Annotated in this window: 21 protein-coding genes, 1 tRNA gene, 1 pseudogene and 1 riboswitch; of the genes and pseudogenes, 10 read left to right on the plus strand and 13 right to left on the minus strand. The window is 65.6% G+C overall.

Translation table 11 applies throughout. The annotated features are described in order from the left end of the window. Positions 1-30: 30 nt before the first annotated feature. The gene (locus EDF69_RS02850; protein ID WP_132883890.1) at positions 31-1053 is read right to left on the minus strand and encodes an ATP-dependent DNA ligase; all 1023 of its coding nucleotides are present in this window, start codon (positions 1051-1053) and stop codon (positions 31-33) included. A 101-nt stretch (positions 1054-1154) separates the two neighbouring features. Between EDF69_RS02850 and EDF69_RS02855 the strand changes: the two genes are divergently transcribed. Further along, positions 1155-2624 (plus strand): S41 family peptidase, encoded by a 1470-nt coding sequence (locus EDF69_RS02855; RefSeq protein ID WP_132883891.1) that lies wholly within the window; start codon positions 1155-1157, stop codon positions 2622-2624. A 49-nt stretch (positions 2625-2673) separates the two neighbouring features. Here EDF69_RS02855 and EDF69_RS02860 read toward each other — a convergent pair whose 3' ends face one another. Beyond that, positions 2674-3189 (minus strand): YciE/YciF ferroxidase family protein, encoded by a 516-nt coding sequence (locus EDF69_RS02860; protein ID WP_132883892.1) that lies wholly within the window; start codon positions 3187-3189, stop codon positions 2674-2676. Between the two features lie 173 nt (positions 3190-3362). Continuing rightward, positions 3363-4187 (minus strand): hypothetical protein, encoded by an 825-nt coding sequence (locus tag EDF69_RS02865; RefSeq protein ID WP_132883893.1) that lies wholly within the window; start codon positions 4185-4187, stop codon positions 3363-3365. 80 nt (positions 4188-4267) lie between these two features. Between EDF69_RS02865 and EDF69_RS02870 the strand changes: the two genes are divergently transcribed. Further along, the gene (locus EDF69_RS02870) at positions 4268-4513 is read left to right on the plus strand and encodes a type II toxin-antitoxin system Phd/YefM family antitoxin (protein WP_125962036.1); all 246 of its coding nucleotides are present in this window, start codon (positions 4268-4270) and stop codon (positions 4511-4513) included. After that, positions 4510-4776 carry a Txe/YoeB family addiction module toxin gene (locus EDF69_RS02875; protein ID WP_132883894.1) on the plus strand — a complete coding sequence of 89 codons (267 nt, stop codon included), beginning with the start codon at positions 4510-4512 and terminating at the stop codon, positions 4774-4776. The genes EDF69_RS02870 and EDF69_RS02875 overlap by 4 nt, the downstream gene beginning before the upstream one ends. Positions 4777-4797: 21 nt before the next feature. Here the strand turns inward: EDF69_RS02875 and EDF69_RS02880 are convergent, their stop codons facing one another. The 4 genes and pseudogenes from EDF69_RS02880 to EDF69_RS19925 form a co-directional block, all read right to left on the minus strand. Beyond that, positions 4798-5412 (minus strand): SOS response-associated peptidase family protein, encoded by a 615-nt coding sequence (locus tag EDF69_RS02880; protein WP_132883895.1) that lies wholly within the window; start codon positions 5410-5412, stop codon positions 4798-4800. Between the two features lie 96 nt (positions 5413-5508). Next, positions 5509-6216, minus strand: a complete 708-nt coding sequence (gene socB / locus EDF69_RS02885; RefSeq protein ID WP_132883896.1) for a type VI toxin-antitoxin system SocB family DNA replication inhibitor toxin — start codon at positions 6214-6216, stop codon at positions 5509-5511. Continuing rightward, a complete protein-coding gene (socA, locus tag EDF69_RS19920) occupies positions 6188-6766 on the minus strand; it encodes a type VI toxin-antitoxin system SocA family antitoxin (RefSeq protein WP_132883897.1) in 579 nt (192 codons plus the stop codon). The genes socB and socA overlap by 29 nt, the downstream gene beginning before the upstream one ends. 165 nt (positions 6767-6931) lie before the next feature. Then, positions 6932-7230 (minus strand): annotated as a pseudogene (locus EDF69_RS19925) (DUF4019 domain-containing protein); the annotation flags it as partial. A gap of 167 nt (positions 7231-7397) precedes the next feature. Between EDF69_RS19925 and EDF69_RS02900 the strand changes: the two are divergent. Beyond that, complete coding sequence (locus EDF69_RS02900; protein ID WP_165890043.1) at positions 7398-7919, plus strand: hypothetical protein; 522 nt, start codon at positions 7398-7400, stop codon at positions 7917-7919. Positions 7920-8046: 127 nt separating this feature from the next. Here EDF69_RS02900 and EDF69_RS02905 read toward each other — a convergent pair whose 3' ends face one another. From EDF69_RS02905 to thiC, 3 genes are all read right to left on the minus strand, one after another. After that, a complete protein-coding gene (locus EDF69_RS02905; RefSeq protein ID WP_239555266.1) occupies positions 8047-8799 on the minus strand; it encodes a helix-turn-helix domain-containing protein in 753 nt (250 codons plus the stop codon). Positions 8800-8896: 97 nt separating this feature from the next. Then, a complete protein-coding gene (locus EDF69_RS02910) occupies positions 8897-9463 on the minus strand; it encodes a DUF2199 domain-containing protein (RefSeq protein WP_204991294.1) in 567 nt (188 codons plus the stop codon). Further along, positions 9460-11457: a phosphomethylpyrimidine synthase ThiC gene (thiC, locus tag EDF69_RS02915; protein ID WP_132883902.1), complete on the minus strand. Its 1998-nt coding sequence runs from the start codon at positions 11455-11457 to the stop codon at positions 9460-9462. Before thiC ends, EDF69_RS02910 begins: the two co-directional genes overlap by 4 nt. Positions 11458-11485: 28 nt before the next feature. Next, a riboswitch (TPP riboswitch) is annotated at positions 11486-11595 on the minus strand. A gap of 319 nt (positions 11596-11914) precedes the next feature. Between thiC and EDF69_RS02920 the strand changes: the two genes are divergently transcribed. The 3 genes from EDF69_RS02920 (at position 11915) to EDF69_RS02930 (ending at position 15848) form a co-directional block, all read left to right on the plus strand. After that, a tRNA-Arg gene (locus tag EDF69_RS02920) sits at positions 11915-11991 on the plus strand. A gap of 397 nt (positions 11992-12388) precedes the next feature. Beyond that, positions 12389-13372 (plus strand): AAA family ATPase, encoded by a 984-nt coding sequence (locus EDF69_RS02925; RefSeq protein WP_119081673.1) that lies wholly within the window; start codon positions 12389-12391, stop codon positions 13370-13372. 145 nt (positions 13373-13517) lie between these two features. Next, a complete protein-coding gene (locus EDF69_RS02930; protein WP_204991295.1) occupies positions 13518-15848 on the plus strand; it encodes a S8 family peptidase in 2331 nt (776 codons plus the stop codon). A 12-nt stretch (positions 15849-15860) separates the two neighbouring features. On the opposite strand, the gene EDF69_RS02935 is transcribed toward EDF69_RS02930, so the two are convergent. Next, on the minus strand, positions 15861-16580 hold the full coding sequence (locus EDF69_RS02935; protein WP_132883904.1) for a DUF6602 domain-containing protein: 720 nt from the start codon (positions 16578-16580) through the stop codon (positions 15861-15863). After that, positions 16577-17332 (minus strand): nucleotidyltransferase domain-containing protein, encoded by a 756-nt coding sequence (locus tag EDF69_RS02940; RefSeq protein WP_119081678.1) that lies wholly within the window; start codon positions 17330-17332, stop codon positions 16577-16579. The genes EDF69_RS02935 and EDF69_RS02940 overlap by 4 nt, the downstream gene beginning before the upstream one ends. Before the next feature lie 461 nt (positions 17333-17793). Between EDF69_RS02940 and EDF69_RS02945 the strand changes: the two genes are divergently transcribed. The 3 genes from EDF69_RS02945 (at position 17794) to EDF69_RS02955 (ending at position 22231) form a co-directional block, all read left to right on the plus strand. Continuing rightward, positions 17794-19863, plus strand: a complete 2070-nt coding sequence (locus EDF69_RS02945) for a ParB/RepB/Spo0J family partition protein (protein WP_066549564.1) — start codon at positions 17794-17796, stop codon at positions 19861-19863. A 93-nt stretch (positions 19864-19956) separates the two neighbouring features. Next, positions 19957-20181 carry a hypothetical protein gene (locus EDF69_RS02950; protein WP_066549563.1) on the plus strand — a complete coding sequence of 75 codons (225 nt, stop codon included), beginning with the start codon at positions 19957-19959 and terminating at the stop codon, positions 20179-20181. 307 nt (positions 20182-20488) lie between these two features. After that, positions 20489-22231: a retron Ec67 family RNA-directed DNA polymerase/endonuclease gene (locus EDF69_RS02955; RefSeq protein ID WP_132883905.1), complete on the plus strand. Its 1743-nt coding sequence runs from the start codon at positions 20489-20491 to the stop codon at positions 22229-22231. A 5-nt stretch (positions 22232-22236) separates the two neighbouring features. On the opposite strand, the gene EDF69_RS02960 is transcribed toward EDF69_RS02955, so the two are convergent. After that, positions 22237-23037, minus strand: coding sequence for a TIGR02391 family protein (locus tag EDF69_RS02960; RefSeq protein WP_066549560.1), 801 nt, complete (start codon positions 23035-23037; stop codon positions 22237-22239). Positions 23038-23173 lie beyond the last annotated feature (136 nt).

Here is a 23173-nt window from a genome sequence, read left to right on the forward strand (position 1 = left end):
CGGGGTACGAAAGAAGGGCAGGCGTACCGCTCAGGCGGCGCCGATCGCGGCTTCGACAACCGCCGGCCGCGCCTCTTCCTCCAGCTGTTCGAAGGTGCATTGGGCCGGTGCCTTGTCGGGGCGCCAGCGCAGCAGGGCGGTGCCGTGGCGGAATCGGCGGTCGGTGATCTGGTCGTAGCGGACCTCGACCACCAGCTCGGGGCGGAGCGGCTGCCATTGGGCGGAGCGCTCGGTCGACCAGCGGCTGGGGCCGCCGGGCGCGTCGCCGGTGAAGCCGGGCGCCTCGACCAGCGCCTCCAGCCGCGCGGTGAGCTCGGCGCGCTCGGCCGCCGGGATGCCGCTGGTGAAGCCGACGTGGTGGAGCAGGCCGGCATCGTCGTAGAGGCCGAGCAGCAGCGAGCCGGCCTCCTGCTTGGCGGTGGCGTAGCGGAAGCCGCCCACCACGCAATCGGCGGTGCGCAGGCGCTTCACTTTGACCATCGCGCGCTCGCCGGGGCGGTAGGGCTCGGCGAGCGGCTTGGCGACGACGCCGTCGAGTGCGCTGCCGGTGCCGCCGAGCCAGCGCCGCGCGACGACGGGATCGTCGGTGACGGGCGAGAGGCGCAGCGTCGGCGAACGGTGGCGGGCGTGGAAGCGCTCCAGGGCGGCGCGGCGTTCGGAGAGGGGGCGGTCGGCCAGGGTCTCGCCGTCGACGGCAAGGCAGTCGAACAGCATCAGGCGGGCGGGGGTCTCTGCCGACAAGCGGCGGATGCGGCTTTCGGCCGGGTGGAGCCGCAGCTGGAGCGCGCCGAAGGAGAGGGTAGGGCCGACGGGGATCAGCAGCTCGCCGTCGAGGACGAAGTCGCCGGGAAGCTCGGCGAGGGCGGCGGCGACTTCGGGGAAATAGCGGGCGAGCGGCTTGCCCGACTTGGACCAGAGCAGCACGGCCTCGCCCTGCTTCACGGCGAGGCAGCGGAAGCCGTCCCACTTGGGTTCGAACTGCAAGCCGGGGCCGTCCGGCAGATCGGCGGCGAGCTTGGCTTCCATCGGTTCGAGCGGGGCGGGATCGGCCATGAAGCCACAAACGCAGCAAGGCGCGGAATCGTCCAAGTCTCCGCGTCGTTTCGGCTGGCGTCCCGCCATTCTCCCGCTAGTCTGTTGGGAAACGGGGGGAAATGATGAAGCATTCGCGGTGTGGGTTGGCGTTGAGCGTGCTGGCGTTGCTGTCGGCCTGTGGCGGTAACGACGGCGGCGTCTTGGGCGGATCGGTGACCACGCCGGCGCCGAGCCCCACGCCGACCCCGACGCCAACGCCCACCCAGACCGCGGGCTGCTCGCTGCGGGAGCGGCAGGACTGGGCGGCCGCGCAGCTCAACGAATGGTACCTGTTCCCCGAGACGCTGCCGGCGCGGCTGGACCCGACGCCCTATGCGAGCGTCGATGCCTATGTCGACGCGCTGACCGCGACGGCGCGGGCGCAGGGACGCGACCGCTTCTTCACCTATCGCACCTCGATCGCGGAGGAGGATGCCTATTATGAAGCCGGGTCGAGCGCCGGCTATGGCTTTCGCCTGGGGCTGACCAGCGACGGGCGGCTGTTCGTGACCGAGGCGTTCGAGGACGCGCCAGCACTGGCCGCGGGGATCGACCGGGGCACGGAGATCGTCGCGATCGGGACGAGCACGGGCACGCTCCGGACGGTCGCCAGCCTGATGAGCAGCGGCGGGACCGATGCGCTCGACGAGGCGCTGGGGGCGAGCGCGGCGGGCACCCGGCGGGTGATGCAGGTCCGCGACGCATCGGGCACCCGCAACGTGACGGTGGCCATGGCCGACTTCGAGCTGCAGCCGGTGTCGAACCGCTATGGCGCCAAGGTGCTGAACGACGGCGGGCGGCGGGTCGGCTATCTGAACCTGCGCACCTTCATCAACACCGCGGACCCGCAGCTGCGCCAGGCCTTCGCCAGCTTCCGCGCGCAGGGGGTCACCGAACTGGTGGTGGACCTGCGCTACAACGGCGGCGGGCTGATCAGCATCGCCGAACTGATGGGCGACCTGATGGGTGCCAACCGCCGGACCAGCGAGGTGTTCACCAAGGTGAGCTTCCGCGCCTCCAAGTCCGAGAACGACGAGGCCCGCACCTTCGCGCCGCAGCCCCAGTCTATCGCCCCGACCCGCGTCGCCTTCATCGGCACCGGCGGCACGGCATCCGCCAGCGAGATGGTGATCAACGGCTTCGTGCCGTACCTGGGCACCGGCATGGCGCTGGTGGGGACCAACACCTATGGCAAGCCGGTCGGCCAGATCGCGCTCGACCGGAGCGCCTGCGACGACCGGCTGCGAGTGGTCGCGCTGGCGGTGCAGAATGCCGACGGCAACGCCAACTACTACAACGGCCTCGCCAACACGGTGCCTGCCACCTGCGAGGCACCGGACGACATCAGCTATCCGCTGGGTGACCCGCGCGAGGCGTCGCTGCGCCAGGCGCTCGACTTCCTGGCCGGACGCAGCTGCAGCCCGATCCTGGGCATGGCCGCGACGGCAAGCGGCCAGCGCACCGCCGGGCTGGGCCGAGCACCCGAGCGGCAGCTGCTGCGGCCCGCGCGGCCGACGCCGGCACAGCGCGAGGTGCCCGGACTCTTCTGAGGCCCCTCTTGCGAGGAGCCTCGTCCGAGCCGGGACCCCGCGCCGCTGGTTACGAGGCCTGCATCTCCGCGGCGCGGTTGATGCGGGCTTCGGCGAGGTCGGTGAGCTTGGCGTCGGTCGCCTTTTCCTCGGCGAGGTTCTCGTCGAGGACGGCGGCGCAGTCGGAGCGGCCGAGCTCGCGCGCCCAAGCGATCAGCGTGCCGTACTGGGCGATCTCATAATGCTCGACCATCTGCGCGCCGAAGGCGAGGGCGGCGTCGAGCACCTGCTTGTCGTCGATGTCGGCCGCGGTCGCGTTCGCCGCCTTGATGATGCCGTCGATCGCGGGGCATTTGGTCTCGTCCGCCTCGACGCCGTGCATGCGGAACACCTGCTCCAGCCGCGTGCGCTGGCCCTCCGTCTCGCGCAGATGCTGCTGGAAGCCGGCCTTCAGCTGCGGGTCGGTCGCCATCTCGATCATCTGGGGAAGCGTCTCCAGGATCTGGCGTTCGGCGTAATAGATGGTCTTGAGGCCGTGGACGAACAGGTCGTCGAGCGTGTGGGTATCGGCTCCGAAGAGGCTCATGGCGAAAGCTCCTGGGGTTTGTGGGACGCTCCCTGCACATTTGCCGAGGGGGCGTGCCGGGGAAACGCACGGACGTGCCGGCGGTGCCGTTGAAATCATGCGGTTTTTCGCACGGCTGGGCGATGCTGCGGCGCGGAAGGTTAGGCAAAGGTTAGGCCAAGAACAGGCGCCGCTTACGGTGCGGGATCGCGGCGGCGGCCGGTGCGATCCCGCCGCCCGCCAGCGAGCGGTGCGGGGCGAGCGAGCGCAGCCGGGATGGCCGGCTCGCGCGCAGCCGGCACGTAGCGCTTGCGATCGAGATCGGGATAGGCGCGATAGAGGTCCGCCATGGCGCCCGCGCTTTCGAGCGCCTGTGCCAGCCGATCGGGCGACATGCGCAGGTGCGGATCGGCCGGCGGCACCGGGCCGAGCGCGGCCATCGCCTGGGCAAGCGCGGGCGGGGTGCGGGGCGCCGCGGCGGGGGCGGCAGGGCGCGCGGGCGGGGTGCGCTGCGGCCGCTCGACGCCGCCGAACCGCTCCGGCCGATAGGCGCGCAACAGGAACATCAGCAGGCGATCGTTGACCTGGCGGCGCGCGCCGATGCGGCAGCCGTCGCGGTCGAACACCGGCACCTCCACCCCTTCGAGCGCGCGGGAGAAGGCGACGGCGGCGAGATGGTCGGCGGCGGCATCGAGCGCGGCGTCCCAGGCGCGCGCGAAGCTCTCCGCGCCGGGTGCGCGGCGCAGGCGATAGGCGCTCTGCACCGACATATCGACCGCCTCGCACGCGGCGGTGACGAGGCCGGTGTCGGCCAGCGCCTCCACGAAGCGGCGCTGCACGTCGGGCGACCAGCCGTCCGCGCGGGGGCGGCGCGCGACCGGGCGCCATTCATAGTCGTCGGGATCGAAGCCGTGCGCGTCGCGCGGTGGTCCGGGCGGCTGGGCTGCGGGCTGGGTGGCGAGGGCATCGCAGGCCGAAGGGCCGGCGGATGCGGCGGGCGGGGTGGCAGGGTCGCGCATCCAGGAGGATACACCAGAAACGCCGCCTGTAGGACAGGGCTCGCGTTGACATTGGACAGGACGTTGCCCAACTTCGGTGCATGCAGGCAGTCAGCTATTCCGAAGCACGCGAGAATCTGAAGGCGATGATCGACAAGGTCGTCGCCGACCGCGCGCCGCTCGCCATCACCCGCCAGCGCGGCGAGGGGGCGGTGCTGATTTCGGCAAGCGAATGGGCGTCGATCGAGGAGACGCTCTACCTGCTGCGCTCCCCGGCCAATGCCAAGCGGCTGCTGGAGGCAGTGCGCGGTTTCGAGGCGGGTGAGGAAGGCGTGCCGCTCCCGTGAAAGTCTCGTTCTGGCCGACGGCGTGGGACGACTATCGCCATTGGCAGGAGCATGACGCGAAGCTGACGGACAAGATCAACGCGCTGATCGAGGAATGCTGGCGCCATCCGTTCAAGGGTACGGGCAAGCCCGAGCCGCTGGGCGGCAATCTGGCCGGCTGGTGGTCGCGCCGGATCAGCCACGAGCATCGGCTGGTGTATCGGATCGCTGGGTCCGGCGCGGAACAGGTGCTGCAGGTGGCGCAGTGCCGCTATCATTATTAAGCTCGCCACTGCGCTGACGCGCTAGCGGACCTGGCGGACCTCCAGGCTGCCGGGGGCAAGCGGCTGGCAGAGCTCGGCGGCGGGGACGGCGGGGTCGAGCCAGCGGGCGCAGCGATCGAGCGGGAGCACCACGACCTGGCGGTGGTGATAGGGCGCGACGTCCGGGCCGGGCGGGCAGGTGAGCATCGACCAGGCCTCTCCCACCTGGGGATCGCTGCGCCAGATGCCGGCGATGCAGAACCAGGGCTGGTCCCGCAGGGAAAAGGCCCATTTGGACTTGGGCGCGCGCTTGGGCTTCTTCTCGCCGGGCGGGGGTGCGGGCGGATCGGTGAATTCGAAGAAGCCGTCGACCGGGATCAGGCAGCGGCTGGCCTGCGCGATCTGCCGCCCGTCGGAGCGGAAGTTGTAGACCGGCTTGCCGCCGGGGCCGGGCCAGCTCCAGCGGCGGGTGACCATCTCCGCTTCGTTCGGCGCGTCGGCGGCGGGGCGGATGATTTCCACCCGGTCGGTGATCTTGAAGCCTTCGAGCGGCGCGAAGTTGGGAATGCCCTCCGGGAAGCGCAGGGGCACGCGCAGGTCATGCCAGTCGTCGCGGAGCTGGCCGATCTGGGTGCGGCGATAGGCTTCGTTGCACATGGGGGTGGCGTGGTGGGGTGGAGTGAAAAGCAGCTCGGGTTACAAAAATGTTACTATTCGGCGCCTATCCCAGACGACTTCACAGAGTTCTTTGTATCAAAAAAACCCGCCAGCTACCCGTTTCACTGGTTCCGCTGTCTTGCGCTCACTCAAAATATCGAGCCAAATTGCGTAAGTCTCATCGATCATCTTTGAGAGTTCCGAAGGCGAGTAGAGGTCATCATCAAGCAACGCGTGGTCAACGATGGAGCGCCCGCTCTTCCATTGCGGGAACTGAAGTATCAAGAGGCTTGCGTCGTGCAGATCAGGATCGGAGACCCTGATCTGCTGATGCATCATTGAAAACACGAACTTGCGAGCGGCTTTTGTAAGTCCCTTCTGTCGCCGATAATCTATGAATAAGAAGGTGTTCTGATCCCGCACGCGCGCAAAAAAGTTTTCCCAGTACCTGACGAGTCCAAGCGAACCGATTGCCATCGAAGGTATCGCGCGTTCAACAGCACCTGTTGCGTTTCGGCGGTACCACTCTTCGAAAAGATCGACCACCTCTAGGCAGCTGTCCTCCTGCGCATCACACGTGCACCGATTCGCAATGAGCTTGCGAATGGCTTCCATCGAGGGGCGCTTGGACAAAAGACCTAACGGGCTGACGGGGTTTACGATGTTGAAGTTCTGAGCACGTGCCGGATCATAGGACCAGCTACCACCACCAGAGGTGAAGGATTTCAACGCCTTGCGCTTCTCGTCAGCCGCCAGCGGCGCGATCCTTGCGAGGTCAGTCTCCGGCAAACGGCGCAGCTTCATCGAACCTCTCTTGTGGCTGCGAAGATCGTAGCGCGATCTTCAACTTTCCAAATGTAGCTTTGGTTAATTCATCGTCAATCCGGTTCCCGAGTGTAGCACCTGTTTTGGCTTTGTTCCAGACGATTGACCAAGCTCCCCCGGGCACATGGGAGAGGCTTATCAACTGACTAGGTGACAGTCCGCCCAGAGCCCTCATAACGTTTTCCAGGTGCCGAACGGCTAGGTCATCCTCCAGCGGCGGAAGGTCAGACACCACGCCAGTGTAGGGGTCTCTGCGCTTAATCGGAGCGGTTACCTCGTCTCTGCCGTAAGCTTTGAGTGCGTCGTAAATTGGCCGGCAAACGGGCCCGTACTCCCAAGCTTCGAAAGCTCCTCGAATGAGCGGGCGCCGGTGGTGGGCAAGGTATGCGGCGTGAGCGAAATAAAGCAGCTTCTGAAGCGAAACATTGCGGACAGGGATCTGCATGCTTTGCGCACACTCGATTAGCGCATTGACGACCACGCGAGGGTCATGCCCCACGCCAGTTTCGATCCCGCTACCGCTGCCCATTACGCATGCCGATGCGCCTCTGATTCTACCTCGTCAACGAAGTTGCGTTCGAAAGAGAGTGCGACGAGTCGAGGTGCATGCACGATGCGATGCGAGACGAATTTATCAAGACGCGACGTCGTAGCCCTGCCAGTGTTTTCGCGGGTAGCAAAAATACGGCCCCTGCTAAATCTCACTCGATATAAACCCCACCACCTTCCAGCTCCCGCCTTCGCGGTCGAGCGACACGGTTTCGGTCGCGCCGCGCTTGTTGGCAAACTCGGTCCGGAAGCGGACCAGGTGGTAGCCGTGCGGGGTGCCGGAATGTCCTGGGCGCTGAGCAGCTGGCGCGACAGCATGCGGCCGAGCGGCACGCGCGCCTGTTCGGAGGCGGCTTGCCCGCCGGCGGCGGTGTTGAGCGACCGGAGAAACTGGCCGGTCGCGAACCAGCTTTCCTGCCATCTGCCTGCATCGAGCAGGCCGAGCCAGTCCGACGCTGTGCGGCGGCGGTGTCACCGGCGAGATGCGCCGGTACATCCCCAGGGTTGCGACCGGCGTGGACCTGCGTGGCTTCCTCAAGGGAACGAAGCGCTCCCCAACATTGTTCGGGTCGCTGTCGTCACGGAAGTGCGAATGGAGAGGGAGAAACATCATGGTCCATGCATCGGCTATTTTCGACACCCACGCGGAAGCAGAGCGCGCGGTTTCCGAACTGCGAACTGCTGGCGTGAACGACACCGATCTTTCGATCATCGCTCACCATGGCGGCACCACGACCGCCACGTCGGGTGAAGGCGAGATCACGGACGAGCATCATCGCAACGTGCTGCGCGGCATCCTGGGTGGCGGCGCGCTGGGCGCCGGCCTCGGCGTTGCGGCACTCGCCATTCCCGGCGTGGGCCCGCTTGCGGCAGCGGGCGCGATCGCTGCTTCCGCGGTGCCGGAGGCGATGGCGATCGGCGCCGGCCTGGGCGCATTGACGGGAACGTTCAACGAGGTGCTGACCAAGCACGGCGTCAGCGAAGACGATGCCAGCTATTATGGCGGACGCATGAAGGATGGCGGCGTCGTCGTGACCGTCGGCGGATCGGGGATCGACGGCGATCGCGCTCGCGAGATCCTGTACCGGAACGGCGGACACAATTCGACGCAGGCTCGCGCCTCCGCATACTGACCAGCAAAGGGCCGGGGCGTACGCCTCGGCCCTCCCCTTGCCGCGCGGCAGGGACGCGTGACAGGCTTCGGCCGTTACCGGACGCCGCGGCGGATGCGTTCACGACCCGGCGAGCACGCCTTCGCGCTCACTGGATATAGATCCCGACCACCTTCCAGCTGTCGCCTTCGCGGTCGAGCGAGACCGTCTCGGTCGCGCCGCGCTTGTTCTCGAAATCGGTGCGGAAGCGGACCATGCGGTAGCCCTTGGGCGGGGCGGGCACGTCGGCTTCGCTGAGCAGCTGGCGCGACAACATGCGGCCGAGCGGCACGCGCGCCTGTTCGGAGGCGGCTTGCCAGGCGGCGACCGTGTTGAGCGACTGGAAGGACTCGCCGGTCGCGTCCCAGCTTTCCTGCCAGTTGCTCGCGTCGAGCAGGGCGAGAAAGGCGGACGCTGCGCGGGTGACGGGGGTCTCGGTTACGGGCGCGGCGGCGACGGCCAGTGGCGTGCCGGCTTGCGGCGCCTGGGTGGGGGCGGACAGGGCGAGCAGGGTGACCAAAAACGGGATCATGGCGAGTCCTCCGATGGCCCAGGCCGTCTTCGGGGGCGAAGGCGGCTCGGTGCTGGGCTGGCCGGACTGCTGGTCGATCGGCGGGGGCGGGGCATCCCCGAACCTTGTGTCCCCGAGGCTTTGGGGGGCGGCTTCGCCTTGGCGGAGCAGGCGGGCGGCCTCCTTGCTGGTGGAGACGGAGAGCTTGCGGCGGGCGTCGCGCAGGCGCTCGTTGATCGTGTGCACCGACAGATCGAGGTGGCGCGCCATCGACTTGGCGTCATGCCCCTCCAGCAGCAGGCGGAGCGTCTGCTTCTCCTTTTCGGTGAGTGCCTGGAGCCCGTCGGCCATGACCGCCATTTCCTGTCCTTTCGCGGGCGGATGCTAGGGCGCGGGCGGGGTGCGGGTCACCCCAAAATCCTTGTACCTGCGGTGGGGCGTCGTGCGATCAGGCGGCGGGCGCGTGGCCATAGAAGTGCAGAAGGGCGAGCAGTCGCTGCGCGGTGACGCCCTCATGCTGGGCGATCGCGAGCGGGTGGGAGTCGTCCTGCACCAACAGGGTGGGACGCTGCCGGCCGGGCTGCGGAAAGACGAGGAGGGCGAGCGGTTCCTCATCCGTGAAGTGCTCGAGCCGGTTGCTGAGCCAGCCGGACCACGGGCCCCCGTCGGGGAAGCGGCCGTCGTCGAAGCCCGCAAGGTAAAGGTCGAAGTTCGCACGGGACAAGGTGGACCAGCACCCGAACCCGAACTTTTCCGCGAGGCCGTGCACCGGAATCTCCAGCACCGCGCGAACGAAGAAGTAGCGCCCCTCAAGCACGCAGAAATCTTCCGAAAGGAAGTCTCCGTCGAAGCGGATTGCGCCGTTGGGCTCGCGATCGCCGTCGTGCGGCCACGGGTCTGGAGCGGCCGCGGCGAGATCCATCAGCCCGCTGTGGCGTTCGCCGCAACCCGCGCAGCGCCACTCGCCCGCTAGGGAGGCGAGCGGCGATGCGCGCTTGCGGCGGAACCAGCTCACTCGGCGGCGGGGAGGTAGACCTCGCTGCCCTTTTCCCGGAAGCGCTCGCTCATTTCGGCCATGCCGGCTTCGGCAGAGGCTGCGTCCAGCGGTGACACCCCTCCACCATGCTTCGCATGGTCCCACGGCTCGCCGTGCGAGCCGGCTTCGCGGCTGCGACTTGCCCCCGGCAAGTCGCTGCTCGCCGCTTCGCCCCCTTGCAGGGGAGGATGGGCGGCGACGAAGGTTTCGACGGGGGCGTTCTGGCGGGCGGCGAACTCGCGTACTTCCTGGGTGATCTTCATCGAGCAGAACTTCGGCCCGCACATCGAGCAGAAGTGCGCGGTCTTGGCGCCTTCGGCCGGGAGCGTCTGGTCGTGGTAGCTCTCCGCCGTGTCGGGATCGAGGCTGAGGTTGAACTGGTCGCGCCAGCGGAACTCGAACCGCGCGCGGCTGAGCGCATCGTCGCGCAGCTTGGCCGCGGGATGCCCCTTGGCAAGATCGGCGGCGTGGGCGGCGAGCTTGTAGGTGACGACGCCGACCTTCACGTCGTCGCGGTCGGGCAGGCCCAGATGCTCCTTGGGCGTCACGTAGCAGAGCATCGCGGTGCCGTACCAGCCGATCATCGCCGCACCGATGCCGCTGGTGATGTGGTCATAGCCCGGCGCGATGTCGGTGGTGAGCGGCCCGAGCGTGTAGAAGGGCGCCTCGCCGCACGCCTCGAGCTGCTTGTCCATGTTCTCCTTGATCTTGTGCATCGGCACGTGGCCGGGGCCTTCGATCATGACCTGGACGTCCTGGTCCCAGGCGCGCTTGGTGAGCTCGCCCAGCGTGTAGAGCTCGGAGAACTGGGCCTCGTCGTTGGCGTCGGCGATGGAGCCGGGGCGCAGGCCGTCGCCCAGCGAATAGGCGATGTCATACGCCTTCATGATCTCGGTGATCTCGTCGAAGCGCTCGTAGAGGAAGCTCTCCTTGTGGTGCGCCAGGCACCATTTCGCCATGATCGAGCCGCCGCGGCTGACGATGCCGGTGACGCGCTTGGCCGTCATCGGGATGTAGGGCAGGCGGACGCCGGCGTGGATGGTGAAATAGTCGACGCCCTGTTCGGCCTGTTCGATCAGCGTGTCGCGGAAGATCTCCCAGGTCAGTTCCTCGGCGATGCCGCCGACCTTTTCGAGCGCCTGGTAGATGGGGACGGTGCCGATCGGCACGGGCGAGTTGCGCAGGATCCACTCGCGCGTGTCGTGGATGTTGCGGCCGGTCGACAGGTCCATGACCGTGTCGGCGCCCCAGCGGATCGACCACACGAGCTTGTCGACTTCGGCCGCGACGTTGGAGGCGACGGCGGAGTTGCCGATGTTGGCGTTGATCTTGACCAGGAAGTTGCGGCCGATCGCCATCGGCTCGGATTCAGGATGATTGACGTTGTTGGGGATGATCGCGCGGCCGCGGGCGACCTCGTCCCGGACGAACTCGGGCGTGACGAAGTCGGGAATGGCGGCGCCCCAGCTGTTGCCGTCGCGGGTCGCCGCCTCGTGCATCGCTGTGCGGCCGAGGTTCTCGCGGGCGGCGACATATTCCATCTCGGGCGTGACGATGCCGCGGCGGGCATAGTGCATCTGGCTGACGTTGGCGCCGGGCTTGGCGCGCAGGGGCCGGTGGATGCGGCGCGGGAATTGCGGCACGCCGCCGGAGCGGTCGGGGCCGAGCTGGCCATTGTCCTCGGGCCGGATCTCGCGCGCGTCATAGGCTTCGACGTCGCCGCGCGCTTCGATCCAGGCGCGGCGGAGCTGGGGGAGCCCGGCCATGATGTCGATCTCTGCGGCGGGGTCAGTGTAAGGCCCGGAGGTGTCGTAGACGCGCAAGGGCGGCTCGCCCGAGCTCGGATCGAGGTCGATCTCGCGCATCGCCACGCGGATTTGCGGGTTGCCGGGGGCGGGGACGTGCACCTTGCGCGAGCCGCGGATGGGGCCGGTGGTTACGCCGATAGAAGTCTTTGCCGGGATGTCTGCCATGGTTCCACTCCACATGGAGGAAACGGGCGTTGGCCGACCGCTCCCTCCCTACGCCGGTGTCAGCCGGATCAGGTTCAGCGGGTCATGGGCTCCTGCCCACCTCTCAACCGCGGCATAGCGGTCCCCCGGGGATGGCCATGGTGTACGCGGGTTCGGGGCGGACGCCAAGCGATAGTGGGAGCGGCCCATCCCGACGCGAAAACGGCTGGCGTCGACGCGCGCGCTTTGCTAGGCGCATCCACCGGCCGGCACCCGTAGCTCAGCTGGATAGAGCGCTGCCCTCCGAAGGCTCACGTCCGACGCGAGAGCAGTGATTTTATACAGGATTTTCGAGGGCTTAGGAAGACGGAAGAAAGGACGGACGAAAAAACTCACCAGAAACTCACCGCGCTCGGGTAAGCCGATTCCGATCGCGGATTGACCTTCATCGGCGTAAAACTTACGGCTCACGCCACACGCACCCATAGCTCAGCTGGATAGAGCGTCGCCCTCCGAAGGCGAAGGCCAGAGGTTCGAATCCTCTTGGGTGCGCCAAAATATCTCAATAAAATCAGTGAGTTAAGACTGCCGCAGCGCCCTTGGTGCGCCGCCTCTCAAAGTCGGAAACTCACCACGCTCGCGGCGGCACAACGCGAAACCCTTGGATTTCCGCAGAAAACTCGCCGAACCAAACTCACCATGCCCTTTTGCGGTCGTGATGACCCGATGGGGGCGTCCAACTATGGGCTCGGGGGGACGTCGGTCATTAGCCAGTCGATACCGACGGATTGCGGCCGGAACAGCGGACCATGGGCGCGGGCTAAATGCTGTGTTGGCGAAGGGCAGAGGGGGCAGTAACGACCCCTTGTACGAATTCGCGTTACACAGCGAATCACCGACGCTAGATTCCTTAAAAGTTCTCCAAACCCGAGGCGGAATTTTGAACTGACCTATGACAACCGCGCGCCACATCGTTGCACTGCTGCAAAGCCATATCGACGGGGATGAAGATCGCTTCCTCTCCGTGGCGACGCAGCTTGCCGCGCATGAGGCGAGGCAAGGGCATGGGAAGCTCGCTCAGGAGCTGCGCGAACTGGTCGACGCCGCCAAGGGTAAAAGCGCGACGGTGGCGCGGCGCGGGGCCGGCCCCGTGCCAATGGCGCAGCCGAAGGGTGAACTCGCCGGGCTTCTGGAAGCCCGCTATTCCGATGTCCGGTTGTCGAGCATGGTGCTCAAGCCGGAACTTGAGGAGCGGCTTGCGCGCGTGCTTCGGGAACAGCGCCAGCAGGAGCGGCTTCGCGCGCGGGGGCTCGCGCCGCGCCGCAAGCTCCTGCTCGTCGGCCCTCCTGGCGCAGGCAAGACAATGACCGCCGCCGCCCTGGCCGGCGAGTTGAAGCTGCCCCTTTTCACGGTCCTTTACGACGGCCTGATCGGCAAGCTCATGGGCGAGACCGCCACACGGCTGAGACTTGTCTTCGACGCCGTTGCCATGCAGCGCGGTGTCTACTTCTTCGACGAGTTTGACGCGATCGGTGCGCAACGGGCCGGGCCGAACGACGTCGGGGAAATTCGCCGGGTGCTCAATTCCTTCCTCCAGTTTCTGGAGAATGACGATGGCCCGAGCCTCATCGTCGCCGCGACCAATCACCCCGAATTGCTCGACAAGGCGCTTTATCGCCGGTTCGACGATGTCATCAGTTACGATCTTCCCGATCCCTCGGTTGTGCAGGGCATCCTCGAAGCCCGGCTCGCGACCTTCGATCTCAAGCCGATCGAATGGGGGCCTGTTCTCGAATCCGCTGCCCATCTCTCCCAGGCCGAAGTCGCCAGAGCTGCCGACGAGGCGGCAAAAGTCGCGGTGCTGGATGGCCACGACGGCGTGACGACCGCGACGCTGCTGACCGCTCTGACGGAGCGGCGCGCGGCCATCCTCTAAGCAACGAGGCCCGATGGCTGTACCTCCCCGCGACCGCCCCCATTTCCACGTCGAAGGCGGCGGCCAAAGCGAGGCTTACACGTCACCGCGCCTGGTCATAAGCGGCCTCCCTCCCGCGCGGGCGCGAGCCGCGCACGCCGCACGATTGGAACAGGCGATCGGAACGGCGCTGGCCGCCGGCCGCCAACGGCTCGCCGATCGGGAAGATGGCGTAGCCGAGGGCCAGCCAGGCTTTTATCTAGAGTTCGATATTCCTATCGCCGAGCGCGCCGCTGTCGAAGCCCTGGAGAACAAGCCGAAGGCTATCGAACTGGTAGCCGTGCGGCCCACTGCGGAGGGCGACGAAATGGTCTCGGCCACTGTGTTTGTCCCGGAAGCCGCTGCCGATTTCTTCGTCAAGAAGATCGAAGCCTATCGCGACGAGGAGACGCGCACCGGCAAGCCCAAGAACGAGGCCCTGATCGCTCGGATCGACGATATCAGGGTCGCGGTCGCTCGCTCGCTATTCACCGATGAAGCGCAGCACTTTCCCGCCGACGGCCGTCAGGTGTGGTGGGAAGTCTGGCTTCGGGATGGCGGTCTCGCAATCTTCCAGTCTGTCGCTGCCAAGCTCGATGTCGCGATCAAGGATCACGTCATCAGCTTTCCCGAGCGCGATGTCGCGCTGGCGCTCGCCGATGAAGCGACGATGGATCGGCTGATACGCAATTCCGATGTCGTCGCTGAACTGCGCCTCGCCAAGGACACGCCGTCGCTCTTTCTCGAAATGCGCACGGTCGATCAGGCCGCTTGGGCGAACGACTTGGCTGATCGGATCGCACCGCCGTCCCCCTTGGCACCGGCGGTCTGCATACTGGACAGCGGAGCGACCCAGGCCCACCCCCTGCTCGCGCCTGGCCTCGATCCTGCCGATCAGCATAGCTACGACGGTGACTGGGGTGTCGGCGACAGCGCCTTCTGGAATGGTCACGGCACCTCGATGGCTGGTGTCGCGCTTTATGGCGATCTCGAAGCGGCGCTTTCCCACGGCGAGCCGGTCGCGCTTGGTCATCGCCTCGAAACGGTGAAGATCCTGCCGCCAACCGGGCAGAACGAGCCGCGACTTTACGGGGCGATCACGGCAACCGGCATCGCCCGCGCCGAAGACCATGCTCCCCGTCGCCGGCGCGTGTTCTGCATGGCCGTGACCAGCGACGTCGGCCTGGGCCGAGGCCGGCCGTCCTCGTGGTCCTCGTCAATCGATCAACTCTGCTATGGCGGCGGTGACAGGCGACGCCTCATGGTCCTGGCGGCGGGCAATCTCCGCGGGGACATCAATCCGGCCGACTATCCTGACCGCAACGACCTCGAAGAGGTCGAAAGCCCGGGGCAGGCGTGGAATCCGCTCGTCGTTGGGGCCAGCACCGACAAGATCATGATCACCCATCCCGACTATGACGGATGGACGCCCGTCGCCCCGGCCGGCGACCTCTCACCGGCAAGCCGAACGTCCGCAATCTGGGATCGGCAATGGCCGATCCGTCCGGATGTCGTGTTCGAGGGCGGTAACTTCGCGCATGACGGCGCCAACCCGGCCTCGGCGATCGACGACCTCCAACTCCTCACGACCCACTATCGTCCCGCCATGCGCCTGTTTGAAGCGTTCGGCGACACCAGCGGCGCTGCCGCGCTCGGCGCGAATCTTGCCGCCGGCATTATCGCAGCGCGTCCGACACTCTGGCCGGAAACGGTACGCGCGCTCATTGTCCATTCCGCCGAATGGACGCCGGCGATGCGCCAGCGCTTCGACGCGGCCGGCTCGCAAAGTCAGAAGCTGGCCATGCTGCGCCGCTACGGTTGGGGCGTGCCTGACCTTGGCCGGGCGCTGATGAGCGCGTCCAACGACGCGACTTTGATGGTCGAGGACGCCCTGTTGCCGTTCCGCAAGGATGGCTCGGCGATCAAGACGCGCGACATGAATCTGCATCGACTGCCCTGGCCGCGCGCCGAACTGGCCGCGCTTGGCGATCTCGATGTGGAACTGCGGATCACCCTGTCCTATTTCGTCGAGCCCAATCCCGGAGAACGGGGCTGGACGCGGCGCCACCGCTACGCTTCACACAATCTCCGCTTTGCGGTGAAGCGGTCGCTCGAAGGTTTGGAAGCGTTCCGGCAGCGGATCAACAAGGCGGCTCAGGACGAAGAGGCTGGCGCTGTCGGCGCTGTCGCAGGCGGCGACTCCTGGGTTCTGGGGACGATCCGTGACCGCGGTTCGATCCATAGCGACATTTGGCGTGGGAGCGCGGCAGCCCTCGCCGAGCGCGACGCGATCGGCGTCTTTCCCGTCAGCGGATGGTGGAAGGAGAAGCCTGGTCTCCAGCGCTGGGATCGTTCCGCCCGCTATGCATTGTGTGTGTCGATCCGCGCGCCCGAGACCGACATCGACCTTTATACCGCCGTCGCCAATCAGATCGCGGTTCCGATCCCGGCAGCTTAGCGGGCCGCGCGGTCAGTCGAGCCACGCGGCATAGGCACCCACATCGATCATCGGAACCGTCGCGCTCGCCTGGAGGCGAGCGATAAGGTTGAGCAGGAAGCGCGTCGCCGCTCGCACGCCGACCTCCGCTTGCGAGCAGCCGTCCGTGTCACAGCCGAACACCCCATGCGCCGCGACGCATCCAATATCGAGGCGGTGCTGCCCATCGAGGGCTGCGAGCGCATCGGTCAGCGGTTGGCCCAGCGGCGGATTCCATACGCTTTCGAACGTAAGCAATCCGCCGATAATGTCCGGCAGCGGTCGCGGATCGTAGACACCGCCGGCGTAGGGTATCGGCAGGCTCGTCCGATGGAGCGCGCGAACACTGGCCACCTTGTCCGCTGCATAAGCGACGTGCTGGGCATTGATCGCCTGCTTGGTCTCGAACACGGCATAGACGCTCTCTGCCGGTACGATGAACTGGCCTTTGAAATTGAAGATAAAGGGCGAATATTGCCGATCGAAAATGACGATATCGATCTGGTGGCTGAAGGCGCCCTTGCTGTCGACGACATGGGCGCCGGCAGCGCGATACCGTTCCGGCAAATAGGCCTGCAACAGCTCTAGCCAAACAGCTTCGCTGGCGTCACCCTTCGTTCCGCCGTGGCCGAAGCTACCGCGCGCGATGCCCAGCTTCGCTTCGATCTCGTCGTGCAGGCTTTGCAGCAGAGTTTTGAGGGACCAGTCGGTCATTGGACGAAACCGCTCCAATTGCCGCTCAGCGCAGCTTCCGCCAATCGCCGCACCGCTTGCTTCTCCGTGTCGGTGAGATCGTCCGATATGACGTTGTTGCCATTGGCGGGATCGACCACCCGTGCTGCGGCGAACCTGTCTCGGAGATACTCCAGCACCTTCACAACATTCTGCGCCAGATCCTGCGATTGCCTACCGTGCAAGGCGGCGATCACTGTCAGCTCCAGGTAGAAGGACGGGAATTCGAGCCGCTTCTGGTTGCGCCATAGCTTCAGGAGCCGCGACTCGCGCTGATGGCCGGCCATGACGACGGTGTTGATATGTGTCGTCACATTTGTCTTCGTCCAGGTATCGGCTTTGCGACGGTAAAGGCTGTGATCTGTCGTCCAGGCGGTCTGCCGTTTGCCAGGGACGAGATCGACATCGAAGCCGCCGATCGTCGCGTTGATCGACACATTCTGCCGTTTTGGCGCATAGCCGGCACCCGCAATGGCGTTGAAGAGCGAGCCGCAAATATCCTTCAAGGTTTCGGGCGTGTCTTCGTGCAGAGAAATGAAAAGGTCGATGTCGGTGCCGCTTCGATTGGCCGTGCCCTTGGCAAAAGAACCGCTTGGAGAGATCGACAGCAAGAAACGGTTTGCCCATCGTTGAAGCACGGGCGCGATAATTGTTTGGACCTGCCGAACAGGGGAGAATGCGCTGGTATCGACAGCCTCCCGAGCCAGAATCGCGTTTAAGTAGGCTGTGCTCATCACATATGACTAGCGCTGCAATCAGACTCCCGGAAGCGCCGAAGCAACCGTAATTACAGGATGACGTCACCGACCGGTTGGGGAAGGACTTCCCCTACTGACGAGCCACGCGGGTCTCGTCAGACCCCTTCAAGCGGGGGCAACCCCGCAACGCCCCAAACGTCGGCGTATCCACGCCGATCGGCAAATCCGCCGTGGCGGATTCCAGCTTTTCCAGACTGCGGAGATCGGGCCAGGGCGTGCGCCGTCCCGATCGCTTTGTTGGGTCGCTACGCTCCCCTCCCGCGGGGTGGGCGTCGCTTCCCTTTAGGCCCGCCGCGCCGGGCCGCAACGCGCGTTGCGCGTCCTCCTCTTCTTTCCGGCCCCTTGGGTGCTGCCCGGCTCCGCCGGCGGGCCTGCCGGTCGCTCTTTCGCCGCCCACCCCGCTCCGGGGTGCGTGTGCTTTTGAAGGAGTGAAGACAATGAACGCTGTTACCCAAACCGCAGCCGCCGAGCCTGTGTCTGGCGTCGAGATTTTCGTGCCGCTCGCCAAGCTCAAGAAGTCCCCGCGCAACGCGCGCAAGGTGCCGCATGGGGAAGCCGCTATCGAGGCGCTGGCCGCTTCGATCCAGCATAAGGGGCTGATCCAGAACCTTGTCGTGGAGCCGGAAACCAAGGAGGACGGGACGCCGACCAGCTACTATCTCGTCACCGCTGGCGAGGGCCGCAGGCTGGCGATGCTGCTGCGCGCCAAGCGCAAACAATGCAAGAAATCCGAACCTGTCCGGTGCTGGCTGGATACGGCGAATGATCCCGCCGAGGTAAGCCTTGACGAAAATGTCACCCGCACCCCCATGCACCCCGCCGACCAGTTCGAGCGGTTCGCCGAGCTTTCCAACGACAAGGGTTGGGGCGCGGAAGAGATCGGGGCGCGGTTCGGCGTGTCGGCCTCCGTGGTGAAGCAGCGGCTTCGCTTGGGCGCTGTCAGTCCGAAGCTGTTGCAGGTCTATCGCGAGGACGGCCTTACGCTGGACCAGCTTATGGCCTTCGCCATCACCGAGGACCATGCCCGGCAGGAGCAGGTGTTCGAGGGCCTGCATCACAATCGCGAGCCGTGGATCATCCGGCGTGACATGACCGCGAGCAATGTTCCGGCGACCGACCGACGCGCGGTGTTCGTCGGGGCCGACGCCTATGTCGAGGCGGGCGGCAATATCATCCGCGACCTGTTCAGCGAGGACCGGGGCGGCTTCTTCGAGGATGCGGGCTTGCTCGACATGCTTGCGGTCGAGAAGCTGCGCGAGGTTGCCGCGACGGTGCAGGCCGAAGGCTGGAAATGGGCCGAGGCGCATATCGACTACCCCCACGCCCACGGGATGCGGCGCTTCTATCCGCAATCCGTTTCGCTGTCCGATGAGGACGAGGCGCGGTTGGACACCCTGTCCGCAGAGCATGACGCGCTTGCCGAAGGCTATTCGTCCTACGACGAAATGCCCGAGGACGTAGCCGAGAAGCTGGAGGCGATTTCCGACGAGATCGACGCCATTTCCGAGAAGCGCCATGCCTATGACGCCAACGTGATCGCCTACGGCGGCGCGTTCGTGGTGCTGCACCATGACGGCGCGGTCAGGATCGAGCGCGGCTTCATTCGGGCCGAGGACGAGGCGCTGGCCTTCCCGCAGCCCGAGGATGAGGTCGACGGCGAAGGGATCGACCCGGAGGGCGTGGAGGACGAGCAGGCCGAGGATGAGCCCGAAGCCGAGGACGTGGAGGACGAGGAACCGGGCAAGCCGATTTCCGACAGCCTCACGTGCGACCTGTCCGCCCATCGGACCTTGGCGCTCCGCGTGGCGCTGGCCGAGCAACCCGATATGGCGTTGGTCGCCTTGACCCATACGCTCACGGCGCAACTGTTCTACAGCTACGCCGAGGCCGGTTGCCTTGAGGTTCGTCCGACCGTGACGCCGCTTGGCAGTCATGCGGACGGGATCGAGGACACCCCCTTGGCGGCACGGGCGAGCGAGCAACACGAGGCATGGGCCGAACGGATGCCGCGTGACGTGGCGGACCTGTGGGGCTTCATCGTGGCGCTGGACTGCGAGAAGCGGACCCTGCTGCTGGCGCATTGCGCGGCCCGCACCGTCAACGCGCTGCGCCTGCCGTGGGATCGCAAGCCCCTGTCGCTACAAACGGCGGACAGGCTGGCGACCGCGCTGGCGCTGGACGTGGCGAAGGACTGGACGCCGACCGTGGAGAGCTACCTCGGCCGCGTCACCAAGGGTCATATCGTCGAGGCCGTCACTGAAGGCGTGTCCGAGGATGCCGCCCGCCGTATCGCCGACATGAAGAAGCCGGACATGGCGCAAGCCGCCGAGCAGCTTCTGGCCGGGACCGGATGGCTGCCCTCGATCCTGCGGACGCCCGAGCCGGAGACCGAGCAGCCCGCGTCGGTCGAGGACGAGGATACGGGGACCGTGGAACCGTCCGAGGCGGAGGCTCCCGAAGCGCAGGCTGAGGATGGCGAAGCCGCCTACGCCGTCGCCGCCGAATAGCGGCATCGGGCCGGGGCCGCGTCAGCGGTCCCGGCTTCACCCGCACCTTCGCGCCGGCCTTCGGGGCGGCGCTCTTGCTGCAAGGAGGCCGTCATGCGCCGCCTGTTCCGCGTCATCGCCCGCCGCAACAACCAGCCGGGCACGTTGTGCTGCATCCGCTGCGGCAAGCCGATCAACGACTTTTCCGACGATCAGATCGTCACCCACGATTATGTCCTGCACGGTTGCGCCGCCTTCGTGGTCGAGCATCGCGCCTGTGTAGACCGCCCGCTGTTCAGCGCGGCGGCGGCCCGGCGCTGGCGCGAAGCGCAGCGCTGATCCGCACAGCCTTTCGCAATCGGCCCCAAAAAATCGCGGCCGCGCCCCAATCGGGCGCGGCCGCTTTGTCGTTTGAGTCTGCAGCTCGCCGGGGCTTGCCCGGCTCGCCACTTACACTTGAAATTGTAAGTGCTTTGGACAACAACAGCCGCAGGCTTACAGGCAGAGTTGTTATCGCGCATCGCGATATAAGACACCGATGTTAGGCAGTGATGCTTCCATCTACCCTTATTGCAGCATTTCCGCTGAGCGGACGATCTGATCGTACGCATAGGAGTGCCTGTAAGCCGCCTGTTAGGGGGGTGGGGTGTCGAGTCTGGCGAAACTACAAGCGGCAAAGTCGCTCGACGATCTAGCTGCGATCCTGGGATATAAGCCCGCCGCGCTTGCCTACCTGCTCTATCACCTCCCAGACGCGCAGAAATATACCGCGTTCACGATCCCGAAGCGCGACGGCACGCCGAGGGCGATTCTTGCCCCGACGCCCAAGCTGAAGCTGCTGCAACGGCGTCTAGCCAATGTCCTCTACCTGGCGCTCGCCGACATCGACAAGGTGGGTTCACCGCGCCGGCAGCTCTCCCACGGCTTCGCCAAACATCTGTCCATCGTAACGAACGCCGCGGTCCACAAACGGCGGCGCTACGTGCTGAATCTCGACATCAAGGATTTCTTCCCGTCGATCAATTTCGGCCGCGTGCGCGGTATGTTCATTAAGGACAAACGGTTCGCCCTCGATCCGAAAATCGCGACTTTGATCGCACAGATCGCCTGCCACGATCATGTCCTTCCCCAAGGAAGTCCCTGTTCCCCGGTCATTTCAAATGTCGTCGGGCATCTACTGGACATCCGGCTCGTGCGCTTCGCCAAGGCGCAGAAATGCACCTACTCACGCTATGCCGACGACATCACCTTTTCCACGAACGCCAAGGCATTCCCTCCTGACATCGCCGCCCCGGTCGCAGGCTCGGAGCATGACTGGACACTCGGCGCCGCGCTCCTGAAGGAGATCGAAAAGGCCGGGTTTGAGGTAAATCCTACCAAGACTAGGATGCAATATCGCGGGTCACGACAGGTCGCCACCGGCTTGCTCGTCAACGAGAAGCCGAACGTCCGTCCCGAATACTACCGCACGGTGCGGGCCATGTGCTGGTCGCTGTTCAACAGCGGAACCTACTATCGGATGGTCCCTGCGGCGCTGGCGGGCGGCAAAGCAGGCGATCCCGATGTGCCGGAGCCGGCAACATCCCTCGCGCCGCTGCAAGGGATGCTCGGCCACGTCTATCATGTGCGCGATCAGGTCGATACGCGACCTTCCGCTGACAAAAAGAAGGACGCGACGGCCACGGCGACCCGTAAGCTCTACATCCGGTTTCTGTTCTACCGAAACTTCGTTGTGGCGCCCAAGCCCCTCATCATCCCGGAGGGAAAGACGGATACCGTCTATCTGCGTGCGGCGATGGAGAAGCTCACTGCCTACCATCCCAGGCTGGGCGCGATGGACAAAGGCAAGTTTAAACCCGCACTCAAGTTCATGAAGTTCTCCAGCACGATCCATGACGTGTTGCAGCTCGGGAATGGCGCAGGCGATCTTTTCCACTTTATCCGCCGCTACCCTGACGCCCTCAAGCGTTACCGACATCGCCCGCTGCCCAACCCCATCATCGTGCTCATCGACAATGACGACGGAGCGAAAGAGATTTTTGGTGCCGCCAAGGGCCTCGGCGCCGCGCATATAGCTCGGACCTCCACGGACCCATTCTATCGGCTCGCACCCAATCTTTATCTTATCAAAACACCGGAAATCGGTGCGCAAGGCATAAGTTGCATTGAGGACTTGTTCGATCCCGCGCTTTTGAAAACCGTCATTGATGGTAAGGTGTTCGACCCCAACAAGAAGCACGGAGAGGCCGGGAAATACGGCAAAGCCAGGTTCGCCGAGAAGGTTGTGCAGCCGCAGAAGGACACGATCGATTTCTCGAAATTTGCCGGGTTACTCGACCGGATCGTGGCTGCGCTCGACGATTACGTTGCCAATCCGCCGCCACCCTGAAGGGATCAGGTACGCGGTGGCATCATAGAGGTATCGAGCCTGCGATGGATCAGCGATACGAGCGTCAGCAGATCCTCGGCGTCGGTCTTGGTCATCGGCCAGTGGATGCGCGCCTCGTGGGCAGTTGGGTTGCGGAACATGCCGAAGACGCCTTTGACGAGATTGGCGAAGCCGCTCTGCTCGCTGCGCTCGCTGACCGTGCTTCGCGGATTGATCGCCAGCATCGGCGGCTCGCCGCCGAGCACGCGGTCTACCAGCGTCCCCCCGTCATCGGTGAGGCCAGTCCGCACGCGCATCTTGTCGGCGATGCTTTTCACCGCTTCCTGGACCGCATGGAAATAGTCGTCGGCCAGCAGTTCGGCCCGGCAGAAGCGCAGCACGTCGGCATGGACGCCGCGCGTCTCCAGATCGGTGCGCAGTTCCTTCGCCCGGCGCTGCGCTTCCGGCAGCGTCGTCGCCTGTTCGACCGCTTCGATCTTCCCGGCCTCGCTGACCACAAGGCCGGCGAAGGCGAGTGCCTGGTTGAGACTGGCACGCATCGGCTCGTAGCGATGCGGCTCGCGGCTGTATCGCGCAGGACGCATCGCATGGCGGATGAAGCCGAGGATGCGGGTGCGGTCCTGCCGCGCGTTCTGGCTTTCGGCGAAGGCGTTGTAGATGCGGTGCCGCTTGGTCATCTCGCCGGGATCGGCCATTTGACAGGTCGCGATCAGCATCGCGATCTCGGTTCCTTTCAGCCCGGTTTCCGTATCGCCAAGCGCACCGGCTATGGCTTCGAGCTGATCCTGCGAAAACAATTTCGTCACGTCCTTCCCCCGAATCCTCACGTCCCCATGTGGCTGAAGCAGCCGCACCTTGGAACGTAGAATGAACATCGCGCAAGGCTGCTGGCGGGGTTGCCGACACAAACGGCAGGCATAGCGGAAATCTCATCCCTCGGAG

It is taken from the genome of Sphingomonas sp. JUb134, assembly GCF_004341505.2.
In the GTDB taxonomy this organism is placed as follows: domain Bacteria; phylum Pseudomonadota; class Alphaproteobacteria; order Sphingomonadales; family Sphingomonadaceae; genus Sphingomonas.

Coding starts and splice junctions, on each gene's coding strand:
- EDF69_RS02850 (WP_132883890.1), bottom strand. CDS start 1,053: ATGGCCGATCCCGCCCCGCTCGAACCGATGGAAGCCAAGCTCGCCGCC.
- EDF69_RS02855 (WP_132883891.1), top strand. CDS start 1,155: ATGATGAAGCATTCGCGGTGTGGGTTGGCGTTGAGCGTGCTGGCGTTG.
- EDF69_RS02860 (WP_132883892.1), bottom strand. CDS start 3,189: ATGAGCCTCTTCGGAGCCGATACCCACACGCTCGACGACCTGTTCGTC.
- EDF69_RS02865 (WP_132883893.1), bottom strand. CDS start 4,187: ATGCGCGACCCTGCCACCCCGCCCGCCGCATCCGCCGGCCCTTCGGCC.
- EDF69_RS02870 (WP_125962036.1), top strand. CDS start 4,268: ATGCAGGCAGTCAGCTATTCCGAAGCACGCGAGAATCTGAAGGCGATG.
- EDF69_RS02880 (WP_132883895.1), bottom strand. CDS start 5,412: ATGTGCAACGAAGCCTATCGCCGCACCCAGATCGGCCAGCTCCGCGAC.
- socB (WP_132883896.1), bottom strand. CDS start 6,216: ATGAAGCTGCGCCGTTTGCCGGAGACTGACCTCGCAAGGATCGCGCCG.
- socA (WP_132883897.1), bottom strand. CDS start 6,766: ATGGGCAGCGGTAGCGGGATCGAAACTGGCGTGGGGCATGACCCTCGC.
- EDF69_RS02900 (WP_165890043.1), top strand. CDS start 7,398: ATGGTCCATGCATCGGCTATTTTCGACACCCACGCGGAAGCAGAGCGC.
- EDF69_RS02905 (WP_239555266.1), bottom strand. CDS start 8,799: ATGGCCGACGGGCTCCAGGCACTCACCGAAAAGGAGAAGCAGACGCTC.
- thiC (WP_132883902.1), bottom strand. CDS start 11,457: ATGGCAGACATCCCGGCAAAGACTTCTATCGGCGTAACCACCGGCCCC.
- EDF69_RS02925 (WP_119081673.1), top strand. CDS start 12,389: ATGACAACCGCGCGCCACATCGTTGCACTGCTGCAAAGCCATATCGAC.
- EDF69_RS02935 (WP_132883904.1), bottom strand. CDS start 16,580: ATGACCGACTGGTCCCTCAAAACTCTGCTGCAAAGCCTGCACGACGAG.
- EDF69_RS02940 (WP_119081678.1), bottom strand. CDS start 17,332: ATGAGCACAGCCTACTTAAACGCGATTCTGGCTCGGGAGGCTGTCGAT.
- EDF69_RS02945 (WP_066549564.1), top strand. CDS start 17,794: ATGAACGCTGTTACCCAAACCGCAGCCGCCGAGCCTGTGTCTGGCGTC.
- EDF69_RS02950 (WP_066549563.1), top strand. CDS start 19,957: ATGCGCCGCCTGTTCCGCGTCATCGCCCGCCGCAACAACCAGCCGGGC.